Source organism: Curtobacterium sp. VKM Ac-2852, from assembly GCF_013205045.1.
Taxonomy (GTDB): Bacteria; Actinomycetota; Actinomycetes; order Actinomycetales; family Microbacteriaceae; genus Curtobacterium; species Curtobacterium flaccumfaciens.
Window position 1 is genome coordinate 161379 of sequence record NZ_JABMLI010000002.1, and the last position, 19316, is coordinate 180694.

Annotated in this window: 15 protein-coding genes; 12 read left to right on the forward strand and 3 right to left on the reverse strand. The window is 70.1% G+C overall.

The window, feature by feature from the left end; translation table 11 throughout:
• Window positions 1-719: 719 nt before the first annotated feature.
• From dnaE to HQQ79_RS07200, 6 genes are read left to right on the forward strand one after another with little or no spacing between them, the layout of a single operon-like run.
• The gene (gene dnaE, locus HQQ79_RS07175; protein WP_083404253.1) at window positions 720-4250 is read left to right on the forward strand and encodes a DNA polymerase III subunit alpha; all 3531 of its coding nucleotides are present in this window, start codon (window positions 720-722) and stop codon (window positions 4248-4250) included.
• Window positions 4251-4261: 11 nt separating this feature from the next.
• A complete protein-coding gene (locus HQQ79_RS07180) occupies window positions 4262-4612 on the forward strand; it encodes a DUF2200 domain-containing protein (protein WP_173033345.1) in 351 nt (116 codons plus the stop codon).
• On the forward strand, window positions 4609-5508 hold the full coding sequence (locus HQQ79_RS07185; RefSeq protein ID WP_173033348.1) for a hypothetical protein: 900 nt from the start codon (window positions 4609-4611) through the stop codon (window positions 5506-5508). Before HQQ79_RS07180 ends, HQQ79_RS07185 begins: the two co-directional genes overlap by 4 nt.
• Entirely contained in the window at window positions 5505-6812 is a 1308-nt protein-coding gene (gene hisD / locus HQQ79_RS07190) for a histidinol dehydrogenase (protein WP_173033350.1), read from the forward strand. The genes HQQ79_RS07185 and hisD overlap by 4 nt, the downstream gene beginning before the upstream one ends.
• A 13-nt stretch (window positions 6813-6825) precedes the next feature.
• On the forward strand, window positions 6826-7326 hold the full coding sequence (gene nrdR, locus HQQ79_RS07195; protein ID WP_027465260.1) for a transcriptional regulator NrdR: 501 nt from the start codon (window positions 6826-6828) through the stop codon (window positions 7324-7326).
• Entirely contained in the window at window positions 7323-8399 is a 1077-nt protein-coding gene (locus HQQ79_RS07200; RefSeq protein ID WP_173033352.1) for a quinone-dependent dihydroorotate dehydrogenase, read from the forward strand. Before nrdR ends, HQQ79_RS07200 begins: the two co-directional genes overlap by 4 nt.
• Window positions 8400-8645: 246 nt before the next feature.
• Here HQQ79_RS07200 and HQQ79_RS07205 read toward each other — a convergent pair whose 3' ends face one another.
• Window positions 8646-9221 (reverse strand): DUF3043 domain-containing protein, encoded by a 576-nt coding sequence (locus HQQ79_RS07205; protein ID WP_173033354.1) that lies wholly within the window; start codon window positions 9219-9221, stop codon window positions 8646-8648.
• Window positions 9222-9273: 52 nt separating this feature from the next.
• On the opposite strand from HQQ79_RS07205, the gene HQQ79_RS07210 reads away from it, so the two are divergent.
• The 6 genes from HQQ79_RS07210 (at window position 9274) to HQQ79_RS07235 (ending at window position 16049) form a co-directional block, all read left to right on the forward strand.
• Window positions 9274-10725: a dipeptidase gene (locus HQQ79_RS07210; protein ID WP_173033356.1), complete on the forward strand. Its 1452-nt coding sequence runs from the start codon at window positions 9274-9276 to the stop codon at window positions 10723-10725.
• Window positions 10726-10783: 58 nt separating this feature from the next.
• Complete coding sequence (locus HQQ79_RS07215) at window positions 10784-11152, forward strand: iron-sulfur cluster assembly accessory protein (RefSeq protein WP_035808216.1); 369 nt, start codon at window positions 10784-10786, stop codon at window positions 11150-11152.
• A gap of 293 nt (window positions 11153-11445) precedes the next feature.
• On the forward strand, window positions 11446-12348 hold the full coding sequence (gene coxB, locus HQQ79_RS07220; RefSeq protein WP_027465265.1) for a cytochrome c oxidase subunit II: 903 nt from the start codon (window positions 11446-11448) through the stop codon (window positions 12346-12348).
• An 11-nt stretch (window positions 12349-12359) separates the two neighbouring features.
• Window positions 12360-14096: a cytochrome c oxidase subunit I gene (ctaD, locus tag HQQ79_RS07225; RefSeq protein ID WP_027465266.1), complete on the forward strand. Its 1737-nt coding sequence runs from the start codon at window positions 12360-12362 to the stop codon at window positions 14094-14096.
• 4 nt (window positions 14097-14100) lie between these two features.
• Window positions 14101-14517 (forward strand): cytochrome c oxidase subunit 4, encoded by a 417-nt coding sequence (locus tag HQQ79_RS07230; protein WP_027465267.1) that lies wholly within the window; start codon window positions 14101-14103, stop codon window positions 14515-14517.
• Window positions 14518-14675: 158 nt separating this feature from the next.
• Window positions 14676-16049 (forward strand): glucose-6-phosphate dehydrogenase, encoded by a 1374-nt coding sequence (locus tag HQQ79_RS07235; protein ID WP_071245742.1) that lies wholly within the window; start codon window positions 14676-14678, stop codon window positions 16047-16049.
• Between the two features lie 112 nt (window positions 16050-16161).
• On the opposite strand, the gene HQQ79_RS07240 is transcribed toward HQQ79_RS07235, so the two are convergent.
• Window positions 16162-18078 carry a glycoside hydrolase family 15 protein gene (locus tag HQQ79_RS07240; RefSeq protein WP_173033357.1) on the reverse strand — a complete coding sequence of 639 codons (1917 nt, stop codon included), beginning with the start codon at window positions 18076-18078 and terminating at the stop codon, window positions 16162-16164.
• A gap of 78 nt (window positions 18079-18156) precedes the next feature.
• Window positions 18157-19221, reverse strand: coding sequence for an App1 family protein (locus HQQ79_RS07245; RefSeq protein WP_111225147.1), 1065 nt, complete (start codon window positions 19219-19221; stop codon window positions 18157-18159).
• Between the last annotated feature and the right edge of the window lie 95 nt (window positions 19222-19316).

A 19316-nucleotide genomic window follows, 5' to 3' on the forward strand; every position in this document is an offset into this window, starting at 1 on the left:
CGAGGGGTCACGAACTGTCGGTTGGGAGGCCGCCAGGCGACGGGTTCTATACCTGCCGCGGCCCGCGTGCGGTGTGTCCTGACCGCTCGGCGGCGCGCCCCGCGCGTGTCGCGACCCGAGGCCGGCGCGCCCGGCAGCTTGCGCCGAGGGGTCACGAACTGTCGGTTGGGAGGCCGCCAGACGACGTCTTCCGCACCCGCCGCGGCCAGCGTGCGGCGTGTCCTGACCGCTGGGCGGCGCGCCCCGCGCGCGTCCCGATCCGAGGCCGGCGCGCCCGGCCGATTGCGCCGAGGGGTCACGAACTGTCGGCGGGGAGGCCGCCGGGCGACGGGTTCCGTACCTGCCGCGGCCAGCGTGCGGCGTGTCCTGACCGCTCGGCGGGGCGTCCCGCGCGTGCCGCGACCTGCTGCCGGCCTGGAGGCGCGGTGCGGGCCCGGCCCGCGCCTCCAGGCCGGCGCGCCCGGCCGATTGCGCCGAGGGGTCACGATCTGTCGGCTGGGAGGCCGCCGGGCGACGCTTTCCGCGCCCGCCGCGGCCAGCGTGCGGCATGTCCTGACCGCTGGGCGGTGCGCCCCGCGCGTGTCCCGACCCGCTGCCGGCCTGGAGGCACGGTGCGGCCCCGCCCCGCGCCTCCCGACCGCCCCGACGCGCGCGGGAATGTGGGCGGCCGCGGTTAGGCTGTTCCCACCCCGCAGCACACCGTACGAACCGGAGGTTCCGTGTCGGATTCCGACTCCTTCGTCCACCTGCACGTGCACAGCGAGTACTCGATGCTCGACGGTGCCGCCAGGCTCTCCGACCTCGTGGCGGAGACCGCCGCGCAGGGGATGCCCGCCGTGGCGGTGACCGACCACGGCAACATGTTCGGCGCCTTCGAGTTCTGGAAGGCCGCAAAGGCCGGTGGCGTCAAACCGATCATCGGGACCGAGGCGTACATCACGCCGCGCACGCACCGCTCGGACAAGACCCGTGTGCGCTGGGGTGACGGTGGTGGCGACGACGTGTCCGGCGCCGGCTCGTACACGCACATGACGATGTTCGCCGAGAACACGACGGGCATGCACAACCTGTTCCGGCTGTCGTCCAAGGCGTCGCTCGAGGGCTACTACTTCAAGCCCCGCATGGACATCGAGCTCCTGCAGGAGTACCACGAGGGCATCATCGCGACCACGGGCTGCCCTTCGGGGGAGATCCAGACGCGCCTGCGTCTCGGCCAGTACGACGAAGCAGTGCAGGCGGCCGCCGACTACCGCGACATCTTCGGCAAGGAGAACTACTTCGCCGAGGTCATGGACCACGGCCTCGAGATCGAACGCCGGATCATGAGCGACCTGATCCGCCTGGCGAAGGACCTCGACATCCCGCTGGTCGGCACGAACGACCTGCACTACACGCACGCCCACGACGCCAAGTCGCACGCGGCACTGCTCTGCGTGCAGTCCGGCTCGACCCTGAACGACCCGAACCGCTTCAAGTTCGACGCCGACGAGTTCTACCTGAAGACCCCGGCGCAGATGCGGCACGTCTTCCGCGACAACCTCGAGGCCTGCGACAACACGCTGCTCATCGCAGAACGCTGCAACGTCGAGTTCGACACCTCGGCCAACTACATGCCGAAGTTCCCGGTGCCCGAGGGCGAGACCGAGCACTCCTGGTTCGAGAAAGAGGTCGCGAAGGGGCTGGACTACCGGTACCCGGACGGCATCTCGAAAGAGGTCCAGGACCGCGCCGACTACGAGGTCGGCATCATCAACCAGATGGGGTTCCCGGGCTACTTCCTGGTGGTCGCGGACTTCATCAACTGGTCCAAGAACAACGGCATCCGCGTCGGTCCGGGGCGTGGCTCCGGTGCCGGCTCGATGGTCGCGTACGCGATGCGCATCACCGACCTCGACCCCATCCGGCACGGCCTGATCTTCGAGCGGTTCCTCAACCCGGACCGCGTCTCGATGCCCGACTTCGACGTCGACTTCGACGACCGGCGCCGCGGTGAGGCGATCAAGTACGTCACCGAGAAGTACGGGTCGGAGCGCGTCGCGCAGATCGTCACGTACGGCACGATCAAGGCGAAGCAGGCACTCAAGGACTCCTCGCGCGTCCTCGGGTTCCCGTTCGGCATGGGCGAGAAGCTCACGAAGGCGATGCCGCCGCCCGTGATGGGCAAGGACATCCCGCTCACCGGGATCTTCGACAAGGACCACCCGCGCTACAAGGAAGCCGTCGACGTCCGCACCGTGGTCGAGACCGACCCCGAGGCGAAGACCGTCTTCGACACCGCACTCGGGCTCGAGGGGCTGAAGCGCCAGTGGGGCGTGCACGCGGCCGGCGTCATCATGTCGAGCGACCCGCTGATCGACATCATCCCGATCATGAAGCGGGAGCAGGACGGCCAGATCGTCACGCAGTTCGACTACCCGGCAGCGGAGTCGCTCGGCCTGATCAAGATGGACTTCCTGGGGCTCCGCAACCTCACGATCATCAGTGACGCCCTCGACAACATCAAGACGAACCGCGGGACCGAGCTCGACCTCGAGAACATGGGCCTGGAAGACCCCGAGGCGTACGCGCTCCTGCAGCGCGGCGACACCCTCGGCGTGTTCCAGCTCGACGGTGGGCCGATGCGTGGCCTGCTGCGGCTGATGAAGCCCGACAACTTCGAGGACATCTCCGCGCTCATCGCCCTGTACCGCCCGGGGCCCATGGGTGCGAACTCGCACACGAACTACGCGCTCCGCAAGAACGGCGAGCAGCCGATCACGCCGATCCACCCGGAGCTCGAAGAGCCCCTCAAGGACATCATCGGCACGACCTACGGCCTGATCATCTACCAGGAGCAGGTCATGGCCATCGCGCAGAAGGTCGCCGGGTTCTCGCTCGGCCAGGCGGACATCCTCCGCCGCGCGATGGGCAAGAAGAAGAAGTCCGAGCTCGACAAGCAGTACGCGGGCTTCCAGCAGGGCATGAAGGACAACGGGTACTCCGACGCGGCGATCAAGACGCTGTGGGACATCCTGCTGCCCTTCTCCGACTACGCGTTCAACAAGGCGCACTCGGCGGCCTACGGTGTGGTGTCCTTCTGGACCGCCTACCTCAAGGCGCACTACCCGGCCGAGTACATGGCGGCGCTGCTGACGAGCGTCGGCGATGCCCGCGACAAGCTCGCGCTCTACCTCAACGAGTGCCGCCGGATGGGCATCAAGGTGATGCCGCCGGACGTCAACGAGTCGATCGGCTTCTTCGCCGCCGTCGGCGACGACATCCGGTTCGGCATGGGTGCCATCCGCAACGTCGGGTTCAACGTCGTCGACGACATCGTCAAGGCCCGGACCGAGAAGGGCGCCTTCGAGTCGTTCCACGACTTCCTGCGCAAGATCCCGATCTCGTCGGCGAACAAGCGCACGGTCGAGTCGCTCATCAAGGCCGGTGCCTTCGACGAGTTCGGCGACACCCGACGTGCCCTGGTGGAGATCCACGAGGGCGCGGTCGAGGGTGCGGTCAAGGTCAAGCGCGACGAGGCCCACGGCAACGTCGGGTTCGACTTCGACTCGCTCTTCGCCGAGGCAGCCGAGGACGCCCCGAGCGCCGCGGTGTCGCAGGTGCCGGACCGTCCGGAGTGGTCCAAGCGCGACAAGCTCGCGTTCGAGCGGGACATGCTCGGGCTCTACGTGTCCGACCACCCGCTCGCCGGGCTCGAGATCGAGCTCGCGAAGCACCAGTCGATCACCATCGCCGACCTGCTGACGGCCGACGACTCGATCGAGGGCGAGACGGTCACCGTCGCCGGCCTGCTGACGAGCGTGCAGCACCGGGTGGCGAAGACGAGCGGCAACCCGTACGGCATCGTCGACATCGAGGACTTCGGCGGCCAGATCGGCGTGATGTTCCTGGGCAAGACGTACCAGGAGTTCGGCCCGTCCCTGGTGCCCGACTCGATCGTCGTCCTGCGTGGCCGAGTCAACGTCCGCGACGACGGCAAGGCCCTGCACGCGGTGAGCATGTTCCAGCCGAACGTCGGCGACGCGATGGGCTCCGGCCCGCTCACGCTGTCCCTGCCGGAGCGACAGGCCACGACGACCACGGTGACGGAACTCGCCGCCGTGCTCGGCCGCCACCAGGGTGACACCGAGGTCCGGCTGAAGCTGCTCAAGGACGACGTCGCGCGCACCTTCGAGCTGCCGTTCCCGGTGAACCTGACCCCCGACCTGTTCGGCGAGCTGAAGAGCCTGCTCGGACCCCGCTGCCTGGTGTAGGAGCGTCGACCATGGCCGGTCACCGGATCTTCGGGACGCCCGTCGCGGACGTCTACGGGCACTACCTGGCGAAGGTGGAGCGGAAGGGCCACACGAAGGCGGAGCTCGACACCGTCATCGAGTGGCTGACCGGCTTCGACGACCTGGCGCTCGCGCAGCAACTGGCCGACCGGACCACGTTCGAGGACTTCTTCGCCAGCGCGCACCTCAACCCGAACGCCCCGCTCATCACCGGGGTGATCTGCGGGGTGCGGATCGAGGAGCTCGACGACCCGCTCATGCGGCAGATCCGGTACCTCGACAAGCTCGTCGACGAGGTCGCCAAGGGCCGGCCGATGGTGAAGATCCTGCGGACCGCGTGACCGACGGCCAGCCGGCACCGCACGTCCTCCGGGCGTTCGGCGTGCACGACCGGGCGCTCGAGCGCCTCGGCGGCGGGCGTGGACGCACGTGGCGCGCCGGGGACGTCGTCCTCCGCCCGTCCGGTGACCGCCTGGAGGCCCGGTGGCGGTCCGCCACGCTGGCGCGGCTCGACCACACGGCCGGGTTCCGGACGCCGCGCCCGGTCGCCGCCGCGTCCGGGGACTGGGTCGTGGACGCCCGCGCCGCCGCCGCTGCCGGCGACGCTGCTGCCGGCGACGCCGACGGCGACGGCGCCGGCACCGGCGTCAGCACCGGCGACGACGGCTGGGAAGCCTGGAGGTGGGTCGCCGGTCGGACCCACCCGACGCGCGTGGCCGACGTGATCGCCGCGGGTGCAGCGTTCCACCGGGCGATCGCCCATCTGCCACGCCCGGACTTCCTCGACCACCGCGACGAGCCCTGGAGCCGGGCGGACCGCATGGCCTGGGGCGGAGCGGCCCTGCCCGACGACCCGACGCTGGACCGCCTGGCCGCGACGTTCCGGCCGGTGACGTCCCCGTCGCAGCTCGTCCACGGTGACCTGCTCGGCAACGTGCTCTTCACGCCGGGGGAGCCGCCCACGGTGTTCGACTGGGCGCCGTACTGGCGCCCGGCGGGCCTCGGCGCCGCGATCGCCGCGGTCGACGCCGTGTGCTGGCACGGGGTCGCCGTCAGCCGGCTCGGCGTGCTCGGCACCGGCGTCCCCGAGTGGCCGCAGCTGCTCGTCCGTGCGCTGGCGTTCCGGATCGCCACGCTGCACCTGCTCGACGCGTGGGACGCCGAGCACGCGGTCCGCCACCGGCCCGTGGTCGACGCCGTCGTGCAGCACGCCGCCGGTACGCTGGAGGCCTCATGATGCAGCGAATCGACCTCCGCGGCGGCCTCCCCGCCCGTGCCGAACTCCTCCGACTCATGCCCCGTGCCGCGGGTGACGTGTCGCACGCGGTCGACGCCGCGCGCGAGTTGATCGAGGACGTCCGACACCGTGGGGCCGCGGCCCTGCACGACCAGGCCGAGCGCTTCGACGGCGGGGCCCCCGCGAACGTCCGGGTCCCCGCTGCCGAGATCACCGCCGCCGTGGCCGGGCTCACCCCCGAGGTCCGAGCAGCCCTCGACGAGGCCATCCGCCGGGTCCGGGCCGCGAGTGCCGCGCAGATCCCCGCCCCGTCCGTGACGACCCTGGCCGACGGCGCCGAGGTCCACCAGCGCTGGCAGCCGATGCGCCGCGTGGGGCTCTACGTGCCCGGTGGCAAGGCCGTCTACCCGTCCAGCGTCGTGATGAACGTCGTCGCGGCCCAGGTCGCGGGCGTGCCCTCGATCGCCCTCGTGTCGCCGCCGCAGCGCGACCACGGCGGCGCGGTCCACCCGACGATCCTCGCCGCGGCGGGGCTGCTCGGCATCGACGAGGTCTACGCCATGGGCGGTGCCGGAGCCGTCGGCGCGCTGGCGTTCGGCGTCGCCGAGATCGACCTCGAGCCGGTCGACCTGGTCACCGGGCCGGGCAACAACTACGTCGCCGCGGCCAAGCGTCTGGTGCGCGGGGTGGTCGGCATCGACTCCGAGGCCGGGGCGACCGAGATCCTCGTGATCGCGGACGACACCGCCGACGCCGGGTTCGTGGCCGCCGACCTCATCAGCCAGGCCGAGCACGACGAGCAGGCCGGCAGCGTGCTGGTGACGACGTCCGCGGCGTTCGCCGACGCGGTCGAGGCCGCGATCCCGGAACGCACGGCGGTGCTCGGGACCGCTGCGCGCCTCCAGGCCGCCCTGGACGGACCGCAGTCCGCGATCGTCCTGGTGGACTCCTTGACCGACGCCGCGACCGTGAGCAACGCGTACGGGCCGGAGCACCTCGAGATCCAGACGGTCGACGACGACGCGGTGCTGGCCGACATCGACGCCGCCGGTGCGGTGTTCGTCGGACCGAGCACGCCGGTGAGCCTGGGGGACTACCTGGCTGGGTCGAACCACGTGCTGCCGACCGGCGGCCAGGCCCGGTTCGGGTCCGGGCTGTCCGCGTCGACGTTCCTGCGGCCCCAGCAGATCGTCCGGTACACGCCCGAGGCCCTGGCCGAGGTCGCCCCGCACATCGTCGCGCTGTCCACCGAGGAGCAGCTCCCCGCGCACGGGGCCGCCGTGACGGAGCGCACGAACCGATAGCCTGGGCAACGACATGTTCTGCCCCTTCTGCCGCCATCCGGACTCCCGCGTCGTCGACTCACGGACGAGCGACGACGGAACCTCCATCCGCCGCCGTCGTCAGTGCCCCAACTGCGGTCGACGGTTCTCGACCACCGAGACCGCGTCGCTGAACGTCGTGAAGCGCAACGGTGTCACCGAGCCGTTCAGCCGCGACAAGATCGTCTCCGGCGTGCGCAAGGCGTGCCAGGGGCGTCCGGTCACCGACGGTGACCTGGCCGTGCTCGCGCAGCGCGTCGAGGAGACCGTCCGGTCCTCCGGGTCCAGCCAGATCGACGCGAACGACATCGGCCTCGCGATCCTCGCGCCCCTGCGGGAGCTCGACGAGGTCGCCTACCTGCGGTTCGCGAGCGTCTACCAGGCGTTCGACTCGCTCGAGGACTTCGAGGACGCCATCGGCCAGCTCCGCCGCGACCACCACGGGGCATCCGACACGGCCGCCGGGTCGTCCGCACCGTCCGGCACGCGCGCGTGAGCGGCATCGCCGAACGGATCGTGCGCGGCGGCTACCGCGTCGTGTTCCGCTCCGTGTTCGCGAACATGGACCCGGAGCGCGCCCACCACCTGGCGTTCGCCGTCATCGCAGGGCTGCCCCGCGTGCCGTTCCTGAGCGGCGTCGTCGAGCGGTACTGCCGTCCCGCGGCGTCCGACGGCGTCACCACGATGGGCATCCACTTCCCGTCGCGCTTCGGCCTGGCCGCCGGGTTCGACAAGGACGCCCGCGGCATCGCCGGTCTCGGCCTGCTCGGCTTCGGCCACGTCGAGGTCGGCACCATCACCGCCAAGCCGCAGCCCGGCAACGAGCGCCCGCGCCTGTTCCGCCTGATCGGCGACCGCGCCCTGATCAACCGCATGGGCTTCAACAACCACGGCGCCGCAGCGGCCGCCCGACGCCTCGAGCGCGCCCGCCGCAACCCCGGCCGACCGGTCATCGGCGTGAACATCGGCAAGAGCCGGGTCGTCTCCGTCGAGGACGCCATCGACGACTACCTCGAGTCCACCCGTCGGCTCGCCACGTTCGCGGACTACCTGGCGGTCAACGTCAGCTCGCCGAACACGCCCGGCCTGCGCGGACTGCAGGAACTCGACCAGCTCCGACCGCTGCTGTCCGCGGTGCGTGACGCCGCCGGCCGGACGCCGGTGCTCGTCAAGATCGCACCGGACCTGACCGACGAGCAGATCGACGCGATCGCGGGCCTCGCGGTCGAGCTCGGACTGTCCGGGGTGATCGCGAACAACACGACGATCTCCCGCGACGGCCTGACGGCCGATCCGTCCGACGTCGAGGCGATGGGTGCCGGGGGCCTCTCCGGTGCGCCGGTCGCCGCCCGCTCGCTCGAGGTCCTGCGTCGCGTCCGCGCCGCGGTGCCCGCCGACTTCTGCGTCATCGCCGTCGGCGGTGTGACCACCGAGCAGGACGTGCAGGATCGCATCGACGCCGGGGCCACGCTCGTGCAGGGCTACACGGCGTTCCTCTACGAGGGACCGACCTGGGCTGCGCGCATCAACCGGCTGCGCCGACGGCGGCTGCGTCGCGCCGCGCGGTAGACGCGACCACCTGACGGACTGGAGGCCCGTGGCGACACCGCCACGGGCCTCCAGTCCGTCGTGGGGGTGCGCTCACGGCCGCTTCGTGAGCAGGAATGGTCTGGTGCTGCTTGCCCACCCGACCATTCCTGCTCACGAAGCACGAGCGGGGCGGGGGAGTGGGGAGTGGGGGAGCGGAGAGCGGGGGAGCGGGAACGACGAAGCGCCGCCCGGCAGGCCGGGCGGCGCTTCGTCGTGTGCGTGTGGCTAGAGCGTGGGGTACTGCCCACGCCGGACCTGGGGCTTCGGCAGCCGCAGGAAGCGCAGCTGCCACGCCCGCGTGAGGATGTAGAGGAACGTGCCCCGCTGGAGCTCGCCGAACTTGGCGGTGAGCTTGCGGCGGAGCGACAGCCACAGCACCACGCAGTCGATGATGAACAGCGCCACGAACGCCCACACCAGCAGGAGCGAGTAGGACGCGATCACGGTCTGCGCGGCGGCGAACCCGACGATCAGGAACAGCACGAGCACGGGCATCATGACCTCGCCGACGTTCCAGCGGGCGTCGATCCAGTCGCGGACGAAGCGTCGCTGCTCACCGCGGTCCTTCGCCGGCAGGTAGCGCTCCTCGCCGTTGGCCATGCCGACCCGGGCACGCTCGCGCTCCGAGTTGAGACGAGCGCGGGCGGCCTTCTTGTCGACCGGCGTGTTGCCGACGAGGGGGCGGCGGTTCGCTGCCTCTCGCTCGCGGCGGGACGGCGTGGGGCGGCCCTTGCCCTGCTCGAGGAGCTCGGCCTCGGTCGGGTTGACGGTCGTGTTGGTCTTGGGGGCTGCCTTCGCCACGGTGCGTTCCTAACGGCGGTGTGCGTGCGGGATCTCCTCTAGATTACCGGGCATGACCGACAGCGAACAGCACAGCCCCGCGACCGACCCCGCGCTCCTCGACGCCCTGCGCGAACACGTGCAGGGGGCACTGCCCACGACGATCGCCGACCTGTCCGCGCTGGTGCGCCTGCCGTCGGTGTCCTGGTCGGCCTTCGACCCGGCGAACGTGCGCGCGAGTGCCGAGGCCGTCGCGGACCTCGCACGGTCCACCGGGGTGTTCGGCGCGGACGACGTCCGGATCGTGCGGTCGGCGGTGTCCGGCTCGACGGCCGACGTCGCCGAGGCCGACGCCGAGACCGAGCTCGGCCAGCCCGCGGTGCTCGCGGTGCGCCCGGCGCGGAACGGCAAGCCGACGGTGATGCTCTACGCCCACCACGACGTGCAGCCGCAGGGCGACGAGGCCCTGTGGGAGACGCCGCCGTTCGAGCCGACCCTGCGCGGTGACCGCCTGTACGGCCGCGGCGCCTCGGACGACAAGGCCGGTGTGATGACGCACATCGCGTCGCTCCGCGCGGTGCACGCCCAGTTCGGTGACGACCTCGACCTCGGGATCGTGCTGTTCGTCGAGGGCGAGGAGGAGTTCGGCTCCCGCTCGTTCCGCACGTTCCTGCGCGAGCAGAAGGAGCACCTCGCCGCCGACGTCATCGTCGTGGCGGACAGCGACAACTGGTCGACCGAGGTGCCGTCGATCACGGTCTCCCTGCGCGGCAACGTCACCTTCAAGCTCACCCTGACCACGCTCGAGCACGCCAGCCACAGCGGCATGTTCGGGGGAGCGGCCCCGGACGCGATGATCCCCATGGTGCGGCTGCTCGCCTCGCTGCACGACGCCGACGGTTCGGTCGCCGTCGACGGGCTGACCTCGTACGAGGCCGACGTGCCGGAGCGCACCGAGGACGAACTCGCCGTCGACGCCGCGCTCGTGCCCGGTGTGCGCCCGATCGGCACAGGCGCCGTGTTGTCCCGCATGTGGTTCCAGCCGTCGATCACGGTGACCGGCATGGACGTGCCGAGCGTCGCGAACGCCTCGAACACCCTCCTGCCCACGGTCTCGGCACGGGTCTCGGTCCGCGTCGCCCCCGGCCAGGACGCCCGGCAGGCGTCCGCGGCCGTCGAGCGGCACCTGCGCGAGCACGTCCCGTTCGGTGCACGGATGGAGATCACCGAGCCGGACAGCGGCGACGGGTTCCTCGTCGACACCGCTGGCTGGGCCGTCCAGGAGGCCCGCACGGCGATGCGCGAGGGGTGGGGCGCCGAGGCGGTCGAGCAGGGGATCGGCGGGTCGATCCCGTTCGTGTCCGACCTCGCCGCGGAGTTCCCGGACGCGCAGATCCTGGTCACCGGCGTCGAGGACCCGGACACCCGTGCGCACAGCCCGAACGAGTCGCAGCACCTCGGTGTCCTGCACCGTGCCATCGCGTCGGAGACGATCCTGCTCGCCAGGGTCGCGACGCGCAGCTGAGGGTGCTTACAATCGACGCCAGGCGCGGTGACCAGCACCGCCCGGAGGGAGACGCGCGATGAGCGACACCATCACCGAAGCACCGGCGACCGAAACGCAGTCGCACGGCGTCCTCCTGAGCGACGCCGCTGCCGGCAAGGTGGCGAGCCTGCTCGAGCAGGAGGGCCGCGACGACCTGCGCCTGCGCCTCGCCGTCCAGCCCGGTGGCTGCTCGGGCCTGATCTACCAGCTGTACTTCGACGAGCGCCTGCTCGACGGTGACGTCACCGCCGAGTTCGACGGGGTCGAGGTCGTCGTCGACAAGATGAGCGTCCCGTACCTCGACGGCGCGACGATCGACTTCGAGGACACGATCCAGAAGCAGGGCTTCACGATCGACAACCCGAACGCGCAGGGCAGCTGCGCCTGTGGTGACAGCTTCCACTGATCACCAGCGATCCGACACGCGAGCGGGGAGCGACCGGAACGGTCGCTCCCCGCTCGCGTTCGTGTGGCCGGACGTGGCGCGCCGGGGCGCGGCGTGAACGGGCGAAATGGTGCCCGCCGACGCGCGGATCGAGGCCAGAACCGTGTCGTGTGTGCGCGAGCGGTACCGAGCTGCGAGTAAGCTAGGAGTGTTCCAATCAAGCTGGGAGCCAGCCATGCGCCGCCTTCGTGCGGCTCGCCGTCGGACTCGACGGGCTGACCTCCTGAAGCTCACGTCTTTTGCGAGAGGTAACAGTGCGTTCGAATCGCCGTATACGTTGGGCGGCCGTCCCGGTGGCCGTCGGTCTGGTCATCGCACTGGCTGGCTGCACGCAGCAGCAGATGAACGGATGGCTCCCCGGCACGGAGGAGACGAAGAACGTCACCAACCACACGAGCCGCATCGTCGGCCTGTGGACCACCAGCTGGGTCGTTCTCCTCGCCGTCGGTCTCATCGTGTGGGGCCTGATCATCTGGGCAGCGATCGTCTACCGCCGCCGGAAGGGCCAGACCGGCCTGCCCGTGCAGATGCGGTACAACATGCCGCTCGAGATCTTCTACACGATCGTGCCGCTGATCCTGGTGCTGGGCTTCTTCGCCTTCACCGCGAAGGACCAGGCCGCGATCGAGAAGCCCTTCGCCGACCCCGACGCCACCGTGCACGTGTACGGCAAGCGCTGGGCGTGGGACTTCAACTACATCAACAAGGACAACCCCGAAGAGAGCGTCTACTACCAGGGCATCCAGGCCCAGGAAGAAGAGAACGCCAACGGGGCGATCGACGAGTCGCAGCTGCCGACCCTCTACCTGCCGAAGGGCAAGAAGGTCGCGATCGAGCTCTCCTCGCGCGACGTCGACCACTCCTTCTGGGTCATCGACTTCCTCTACAAGAAGGACATGCTCCCGGGCAAGACCAACTGGGAGTACTTCATCCCGGAGAAGCTCGGCACGTACCAGGGCAAGTGCGCGGAGCTCTGCGGTGAGTACCACTCGCTGATGCTCTTCCAGGTGAAGGTCGTCACGCCGGCGCAGTACCAGGACTACCTCGACACCCTGAAGGACCAGGGCAAGGTCGGTCTGCTCGGTGACGAGTACAACACCAACACCAACGAACCGAACAACAAGGCGCCGGTCGAGGCGTCCAGCGAGAACAAGTAGGGGCTCGTCAGATGACAACGTCACTCGTCGGCCAACCGACCCAGACCTCGTCGCCGGACTTCCAGGCGTCGAAGGTGGGTCGGAAGGGCAACATCGTCGTTCGGTGGATCACCTCCACCGACCACAAGACCATCGGGTACATGTACCTGATCGCGTCGTTCATCTTCTTCCTGCTCGCAGGTGTGATGGCCCTCGTGATCCGTGCCCAGCTCTTCGAACCCGGCCTGCACGTGGTCGCGACGAAGGAGCAGTACAACCAGCTGTTCACGATGCACGGCACGATCATGCTGCTGATGTTCGCGACGCCGCTGTTCTCGGGCTTCGCGAACGCGATCATGCCGCTGCAGATCGGTGCGCCGGACGTCGCCTTCCCGCGACTCAACGGCTTCGCCTTCTGGCTCTACCTGTTCGGCTCGCTCATCGCGGTCGGCGGCTTCCTCACCCCGCAGGGTGCTGCCTCGTTCGGGTGGTTCGCCTACGCGCCACTGAGTGACACGACGTTCACACCAGGGCTCGGCGGCACACTCTGGGTCTTCGGGCTCGGCATGACCGGCTTCTCGACGATCCTCGGCGCGGTGAACTTCATCACCACGATCATCACGATGCGTGCCCCGGGTCTGACCATGTTCCGCATGTCGATCTTCACGTGGAACACCCTCGTGACGGCGCTCCTCGTCCTGATGGCCTTCCCGGTCCTCGCGACGGCGCTCTTCGGCCTCGGGCTCGACCGCGTGTTCGACGCACAGATCTTCAACCCGGCCAACGGCGGGGCCCTGCTCTGGCAGCACCTGTTCTGGTTCTTCGGGCACCCCGAGGTCTACATCATCGCGCTGCCGTTCTTCGGCATCGTCTCCGAGGTCTTCCCGGTGTTCAGCCGCAAGCCGATCTTCGGGTACAAGACCCTGGTCTACGCGACGATCTCCATCGCGGCCCTCTCGGTCACGGTGTGGGCGCACCACATGTACGTCACCGGTGGCGTCCTGCTCCCGTGGTTCTCGCTCATGACGATGCTCATCGCGGTCCCGACCGGCGTGAAGATCTTCAACTGGGTCGGCACCATGTGGCGCGGCTCGGTCACGTTCGAGACGCCGCTCCTCTGGGCCCTCGGCTTCCTCATCACGTTCACCTTCGGTGGTCTCACCGGCGTGATCCTGGCGTCGCCGCCGCTCGACTTCCACGTGTCCGACTCGTACTTCGTCGTGGCGCACTTCCACTACGTGGTCTTCGGAACCGTCGTCTTCGCGATGTTCTCCGGCTTCTACTTCTGGTGGCCGAAGTGGACCGGCAAGATGCTCAACGAGCGTCTCGGCAAGATCCACTTCTGGCTCCTGTTCATCGGGTTCCACACGACGTTCCTCATCCAGCACTGGCTGGGCGTCATCGGCATGCCGCGTCGGTACGCGACGTACCTGCCGAACGACGGCTTCACCTGGATGAACCAGCTGTCGACGATCGGCTCGATGATCCTCGCGATCTCGTTCCTGCCGTTCATCTTCAACGTCTACGTGACCGCCCGGAACGCACCGAAGGTCGCGGTGAACGACCCGTGGGGCTACGGCCGCTCGCTCGAGTGGGCGACCTCCTGCCCGCCGCCGCGCCACAACTTCACGTCGATCCCGCGCATCCGTTCGGAGTCCCCGGCCTTCGACCTGAACCACCCCGAGGCCGGTGTGCCGATCGGTGTGGGTCCCGCGAAGGACGCCCCCGATGCCCCGACCTACGACGCTGCGAAGGGCGAGGTGAAGTAACGCCATGCGCGCGAACACCAACCTGTTCTGGATCCTCTTCGGGTTCTTCATCCTGGCGGACGCCGCCTACACCACGTGGGCGATGATCTACTACGGCGAGCCCGAGTGGGTGGGCACCGTGGCGATCGGCCTGACCGGCCTGATGTCGGCGTTCATCGCCTTCTACCTCGGCAAGGTCATGTCGTCCCAGGGCGGGGTCCTGCCCGAGGACCGTCCCGACGCCAACATCGAGGACGGCGACGCCGAGCTCGGGCACTTCAGCCCGTGGTCGTGGTGGCCCATCCTGCTGGCCGCCGCGGTCGCCGTGTGCTTCCTCGGCGTGGCCGCCGGCCTGTGGATCGTCCCGATCGGACTCGTCCTCGTGGCGATCACCCTGGTCGGCTGGGTCTACGAGTACTACCGCGGCAACTTCGGGCACTGACCCGGCGCTGCAGCGCACCTGACACTTCGGGCGGCACCAGAACGGTGCCGCCCGAAGTGCGTCCAGGAGACGAACTCCGGTCCCGATCCGGAACAAACGGGCCCGCCCGCGACTTGACTGGAGCGGACCTCCCACCACAGCGAAAGGAGTCACCTCAGGTGACCGACAAGCGCACCCTCATCATCTTCGGCGCGACGGGCGACCTCGCCTCCCGCCTGCTCCTGCCGGGCCTCGGCACGTTCCTGCAGAGCGGCCGTGCCGTCCCCGTGCAGCTGATCGGCACGGGCCGCAGCGAGCGCAGCCCCGAGAAGTGGAAGGACATCGTCACGCAGTCCTTCGCGTCGCAGGACGTCAAGGGGCCGGAGGTCGACGCGACCATCGAGTCGACGCAGTTCATCCAGGGCGACCCCACAGACCCGAAGCACCTCGAGGCGCTCCTGGCCGCGGCGGACTCCGAGCCGATCCTGTACTTCGCCCTCCCGCCGCAGATCGCCTCCGACATCTGCGAGGCGCTCGAGCACGTCGAGCTCCCCGAGGGCACGACCCTGGCCTTCGAGAAGCCCTTCGGCACCGATGTCGCCAGCGCCCAGGCCCTCAACGAGACGGTGCTCAAGCTCGTCCCCGAGGACCGCGTGCACCGCACCGACCACTTCCTCGGCCGCACCACGGTGCTGAACATCATCGGTCTGCGCTTCGCGAACCGCCTGTTCGAGCCCATCTGGAACGCCGAGAACATCGAGAAGGTCGACATCTTCTACGACGAGACCCTCGGTCTCGAGAACCGCGCCCAGTACTACGACGAGGCCGGCGCGATGGTCGACATGATCCAGTCGCACCTGCTGCAGATCCTCGGCCTGGTCACGATGGACGCCCCGGCCGCGATCGACGCGGTCGAGTTCCGCTCGTCGCTCGCCCGGGTCCTGCGCTCCACCCGCCTCAAGGGCGACGACGCGAAGATCGCCTCGCGCCGCGCGGTCTACACCGCCGGCACCATCGACGGCAAGGAACTGCCGTCGTACCAGGAAGAGGACGGTGTCGACCCGTCGCGCCAGACGGAGACCCTCGCCGAGATCTCGGTCGAGGTCGACACCGCCCGTTGGGCAGGCGTCCCCTTCACGCTGCGCTCCGGCAAGGCCCTCGGCGCCAGCCGCAAGGAGGTGCTGATCACGTTCAAGCCGGTCACGCGCCTGCCCTCCGGTCTGAGCGGTCGCCCGAAGACCGACACGCTGCGCATCGTCCTGAACCCGGACGAGATCGAACTGTCGGTGTCGGCCAACGGCGGTGGCAACCCGTTCGAGATGGGACAGGTCACCCTGTCGTCGTCGTTCAGCGACGGCGAGCTCACCCCGTACGGCGAGGTCCTGAACGGCATCTTCCACGACGACCCGCTGCTCTCCATCCGCGGCGACGTGGCTGAGCGCTGCTGGGAGATCGTGGAGCCGGTCGTTGCCGCCTGGAAGGCCGACGAGGTCCCGCTCGAGGAGTACCGCGCCGGTTCGCGCGGCCCGGCTGACTGGGAGTCGTCGTCCTGACGGACGCGCTGCCGACGTCCTGAACGGACGCCCTGACGGACGGGAGGCCCGGTGCCAGCTGGCACCGGGCCTCCCGTCCGTCGTGGAGTCACCATCAGGGCCGCGCGACGCGTCAGGCGGGGGAGCCGGCGCGCTCACCCTCGCCGGTCCACGACCGCGTGCCGCCGTCGTGGACGGGCAACCGCGTGCGGTGCCCGACGGTCGCGCCACGTGCGCGCTCGATGGCGTCCGCTGCCGAAACGAGCGTCAGGTGCGACAGCACCTGCGGGGTGTTGCCGATGTGGTGTCCGGTGGCGACGTCGATCTCCTCGGAGAGCATGCCGACGTCGTTGGCGTACCCGACGAGCACGTCCATCAGATGCTCGGCGTCCTCGACCCGTCCCGAGGCCGCGTACTGCTCCACCAGCCAGAACGAGCACGCCAGGAACGGGTGCTCGGCGCCGGACAGCCCGTCGAAGCCGGCCGTCGTGCGGTAGCGGAGCACGAGGCCGTCATCCCCGACGCGCAGGTCCTCCTCGATGGCGCGGACGGTGCCCGTCATCCGGGGGTCGTCGGCGCGGCAGAACCCGACCTGCGGCAGGACGAGCAGACTCGCGTCGACCTCGTCGGTGTCGTAGTGCTGGCGGAACGAACCGCGATCGGCGTTCCAGCCGTGCTCCTCGATCTCGGCGCGGACGGTGTCGCGCAGGGAGCGCCAACGGTCGACGGGGCCCTCGAGGCCGAACTCCTCGACCGCGGCGACCCCGCGGTCGAACGCGGCCCAGATCATCACCCGCGAGTGCGTGAAGCTGCGCCGCGGGCCGCGCATCTCCCAGATGCCGTTGTCCGGCTCCTGCCAGTGCTCCTCGACGTAGCCGAGCAGTGCCCGCTGCAGTGCCCAGGAGTCGGCGTTCTCCTCGACCCCGAGCTCGCGCGCGTCGTGCAGTGCCGCGAGCACCTCGCCGAAGACGTCGCCCTGGTACTGCGTCGAGGCGCCGTTCCCGACGCGGACGGGCGTCGACCCGAGGTACCCGGGCAGCTCGGGCAAGTCCCGTTCGGGCAGCTCGCGTTCGCCGGCGATGCCGTACATGATCTGCACGTCGGCGGGGTCACCTGCGATCGCGCGCAGCAGCCAGCCGCGCCAGTGCGTGGCCTCGTCGCGGTAGCCGTGGGCGATGAGCGACGCGAGCGCGAGGGAGGCGTCGCGCAGCCACACGTAGCGGTAGTCCCAGTTGCGTTCGCCGCCGGGGTCCTCCGGCAGGCCCGTGGTCGCGGCCGCGACGACGCCACCGGTCTCACCGTGGGTCATCGCACGGAGGAACACCAGCGACCGTCGTGCGGCGTCGGCGTACCGACCGGTGGTCTGCGCCGGGGCGGTCCACGCCGTCCACCACGAGATGGTGTGGGCGAGGGCCGCGTCGACGTCGAGCGGCTCCGGGGGCTCGCGGTGCGACGGGTACCAGGTGAGCACCGTGTCGAGCACGACGCCGTCGTGGATCGTCGTGACGGCGGTGTGCCGGTGGTCGTCGGCGCGGAACTGCGGCCCCCGGACGATCACCGAGCCGGGACCCGCCGTCGCGAGCAGCGCCGGTTCGTCGTCGTCCCCGATCTGCCGGATCCAGGGCAGGGCGCGCGAGTAGTCGAAGCGGATCCGGAGCGTCTGCCGGAGCTCGACGGTACCGCGGAGCCCACGCACCCGGCGGACGATCGAGGGGCGGTGCGCCCCGACGGGCATGAACTCGGTGACCTCGACCACGCCGTCACGGGTGGTCCACACGGTCGAGAGCACCAGGGTGTCGCCGTGGTACCGCCACTCGGCGGTGGCGTCGTCGTCGACGGGGCGCAGGGTCCAGTGCCCGTGGTCCTCGGTGCCGAGCAGCGAGGCGAAGGTGGACGAGCTGTCGAAGCGCGGCAGGCACGCCCAGTCGATGGTCCCGTCGCGGCCGACCAGGGCAGCGGTGCCGGTGTCGCCGATCAGGGCGTGGTCCTCGATGCGGTTCGGCGGTGTGTGCGGTGCGGCTTCGGGCGGTGCGGCCGGCTCGGTGCTCATGGACCGATCGAACACCCGATGCCCGAACGCCGCGGTCGGCGACGGGGCCTCCGGGCCGAGAACGTGATGAAGGGTCGCTCAGGCCGGGTCGGAGGCGTCGGACTCGATGATGCCGACCCGTGCGAGCTCGCTCCACAGGCCGGCGCCGTCCGGTGCGTACACCCAGGGCGCCGACGAGTCACGGGAGCGTTCCTGCGCCCGCGAGCGACCACCGGCCAGGACCGCTTCGCTCGTGGACAGCTGCCGGATGGCGACGCCCGCGACGTTGTCCGGGTGTTCCCGCGAGAAGTCCCCGTAGAGGCTCTCGTCGTGCTGTCCGTCGTCGCCGACCAGGAGCCAGCGGATGTCCGGGAAGTCCTTGGCGAGCCGCCGCAGGTTCTCCTGCTTGTGCAGCTGGCCGCTGCGGAAGAACCGGTCGTGGGTGGGACCCCAGTCGGTGAGCAGGAGCGTGCCGGACGGGTACATGTTGCGGGACAGGAAGCGCTGCAGCGTCGGGGCGACGTTCCACGCCCCGGTCGACAGGTAGACCGTCGGGGAGCCGGGGTGCTGCGCGAGGATCCGCTCGTACAGCACGGACATGCCCGGCACCGGGCGGCGGGCGTGCTCGGTCAGCACGAACGAGTTCCAGGCGGCGAGCATGGGGCGGGGGAGCGAGGTCACCATGACGGTGTCGTCGATGTCGGACAGCAGCCCGAAGCGGGTGTCCGGGTGCACGACGAACACGTCGGCCTCGACGTCGCGCCCGCCGCCTGCCGACAGCCGCACCGTGCGCCAGCCGGGCTCGAGGTCGATCGGGACGATGGTGTCGACGACGCCGCCACGGTCGGTCTTCACCACGTGGGAGACACCGCCGGCGGTGACGGTGACCTCGGCGTGGTCGACGGCCACGCTCGTGAAGCTCTTCCAGCCTCGGACGCCCGCGTAGGAGACGTCGGAGGCGAGACCGCGGCGGGTCAGCAGCACACGGCAGAGGATGCGCACCCAACCGGGCGCGCCGTAGCCGGTGTACGGGACCACCGTCGGCACCAGTCCGCGACGGCGTGCACGGTGCTCGCGGAACTCCTGGACGGCGTCCTCGATGCGGGCCGCGCGGTGCAGGAGCGGCTCGGCCAACGACGGCTCGTGGGGCGTCGGGTCGGGCATGGCGTCATCATCCCATGTACGGCTGACGAAACCGCGCGCTGGGCGGAACTGGTGAGTCGCAGCCATGTTCCAGGCGCGTTCTGCGAAAGTTGTCC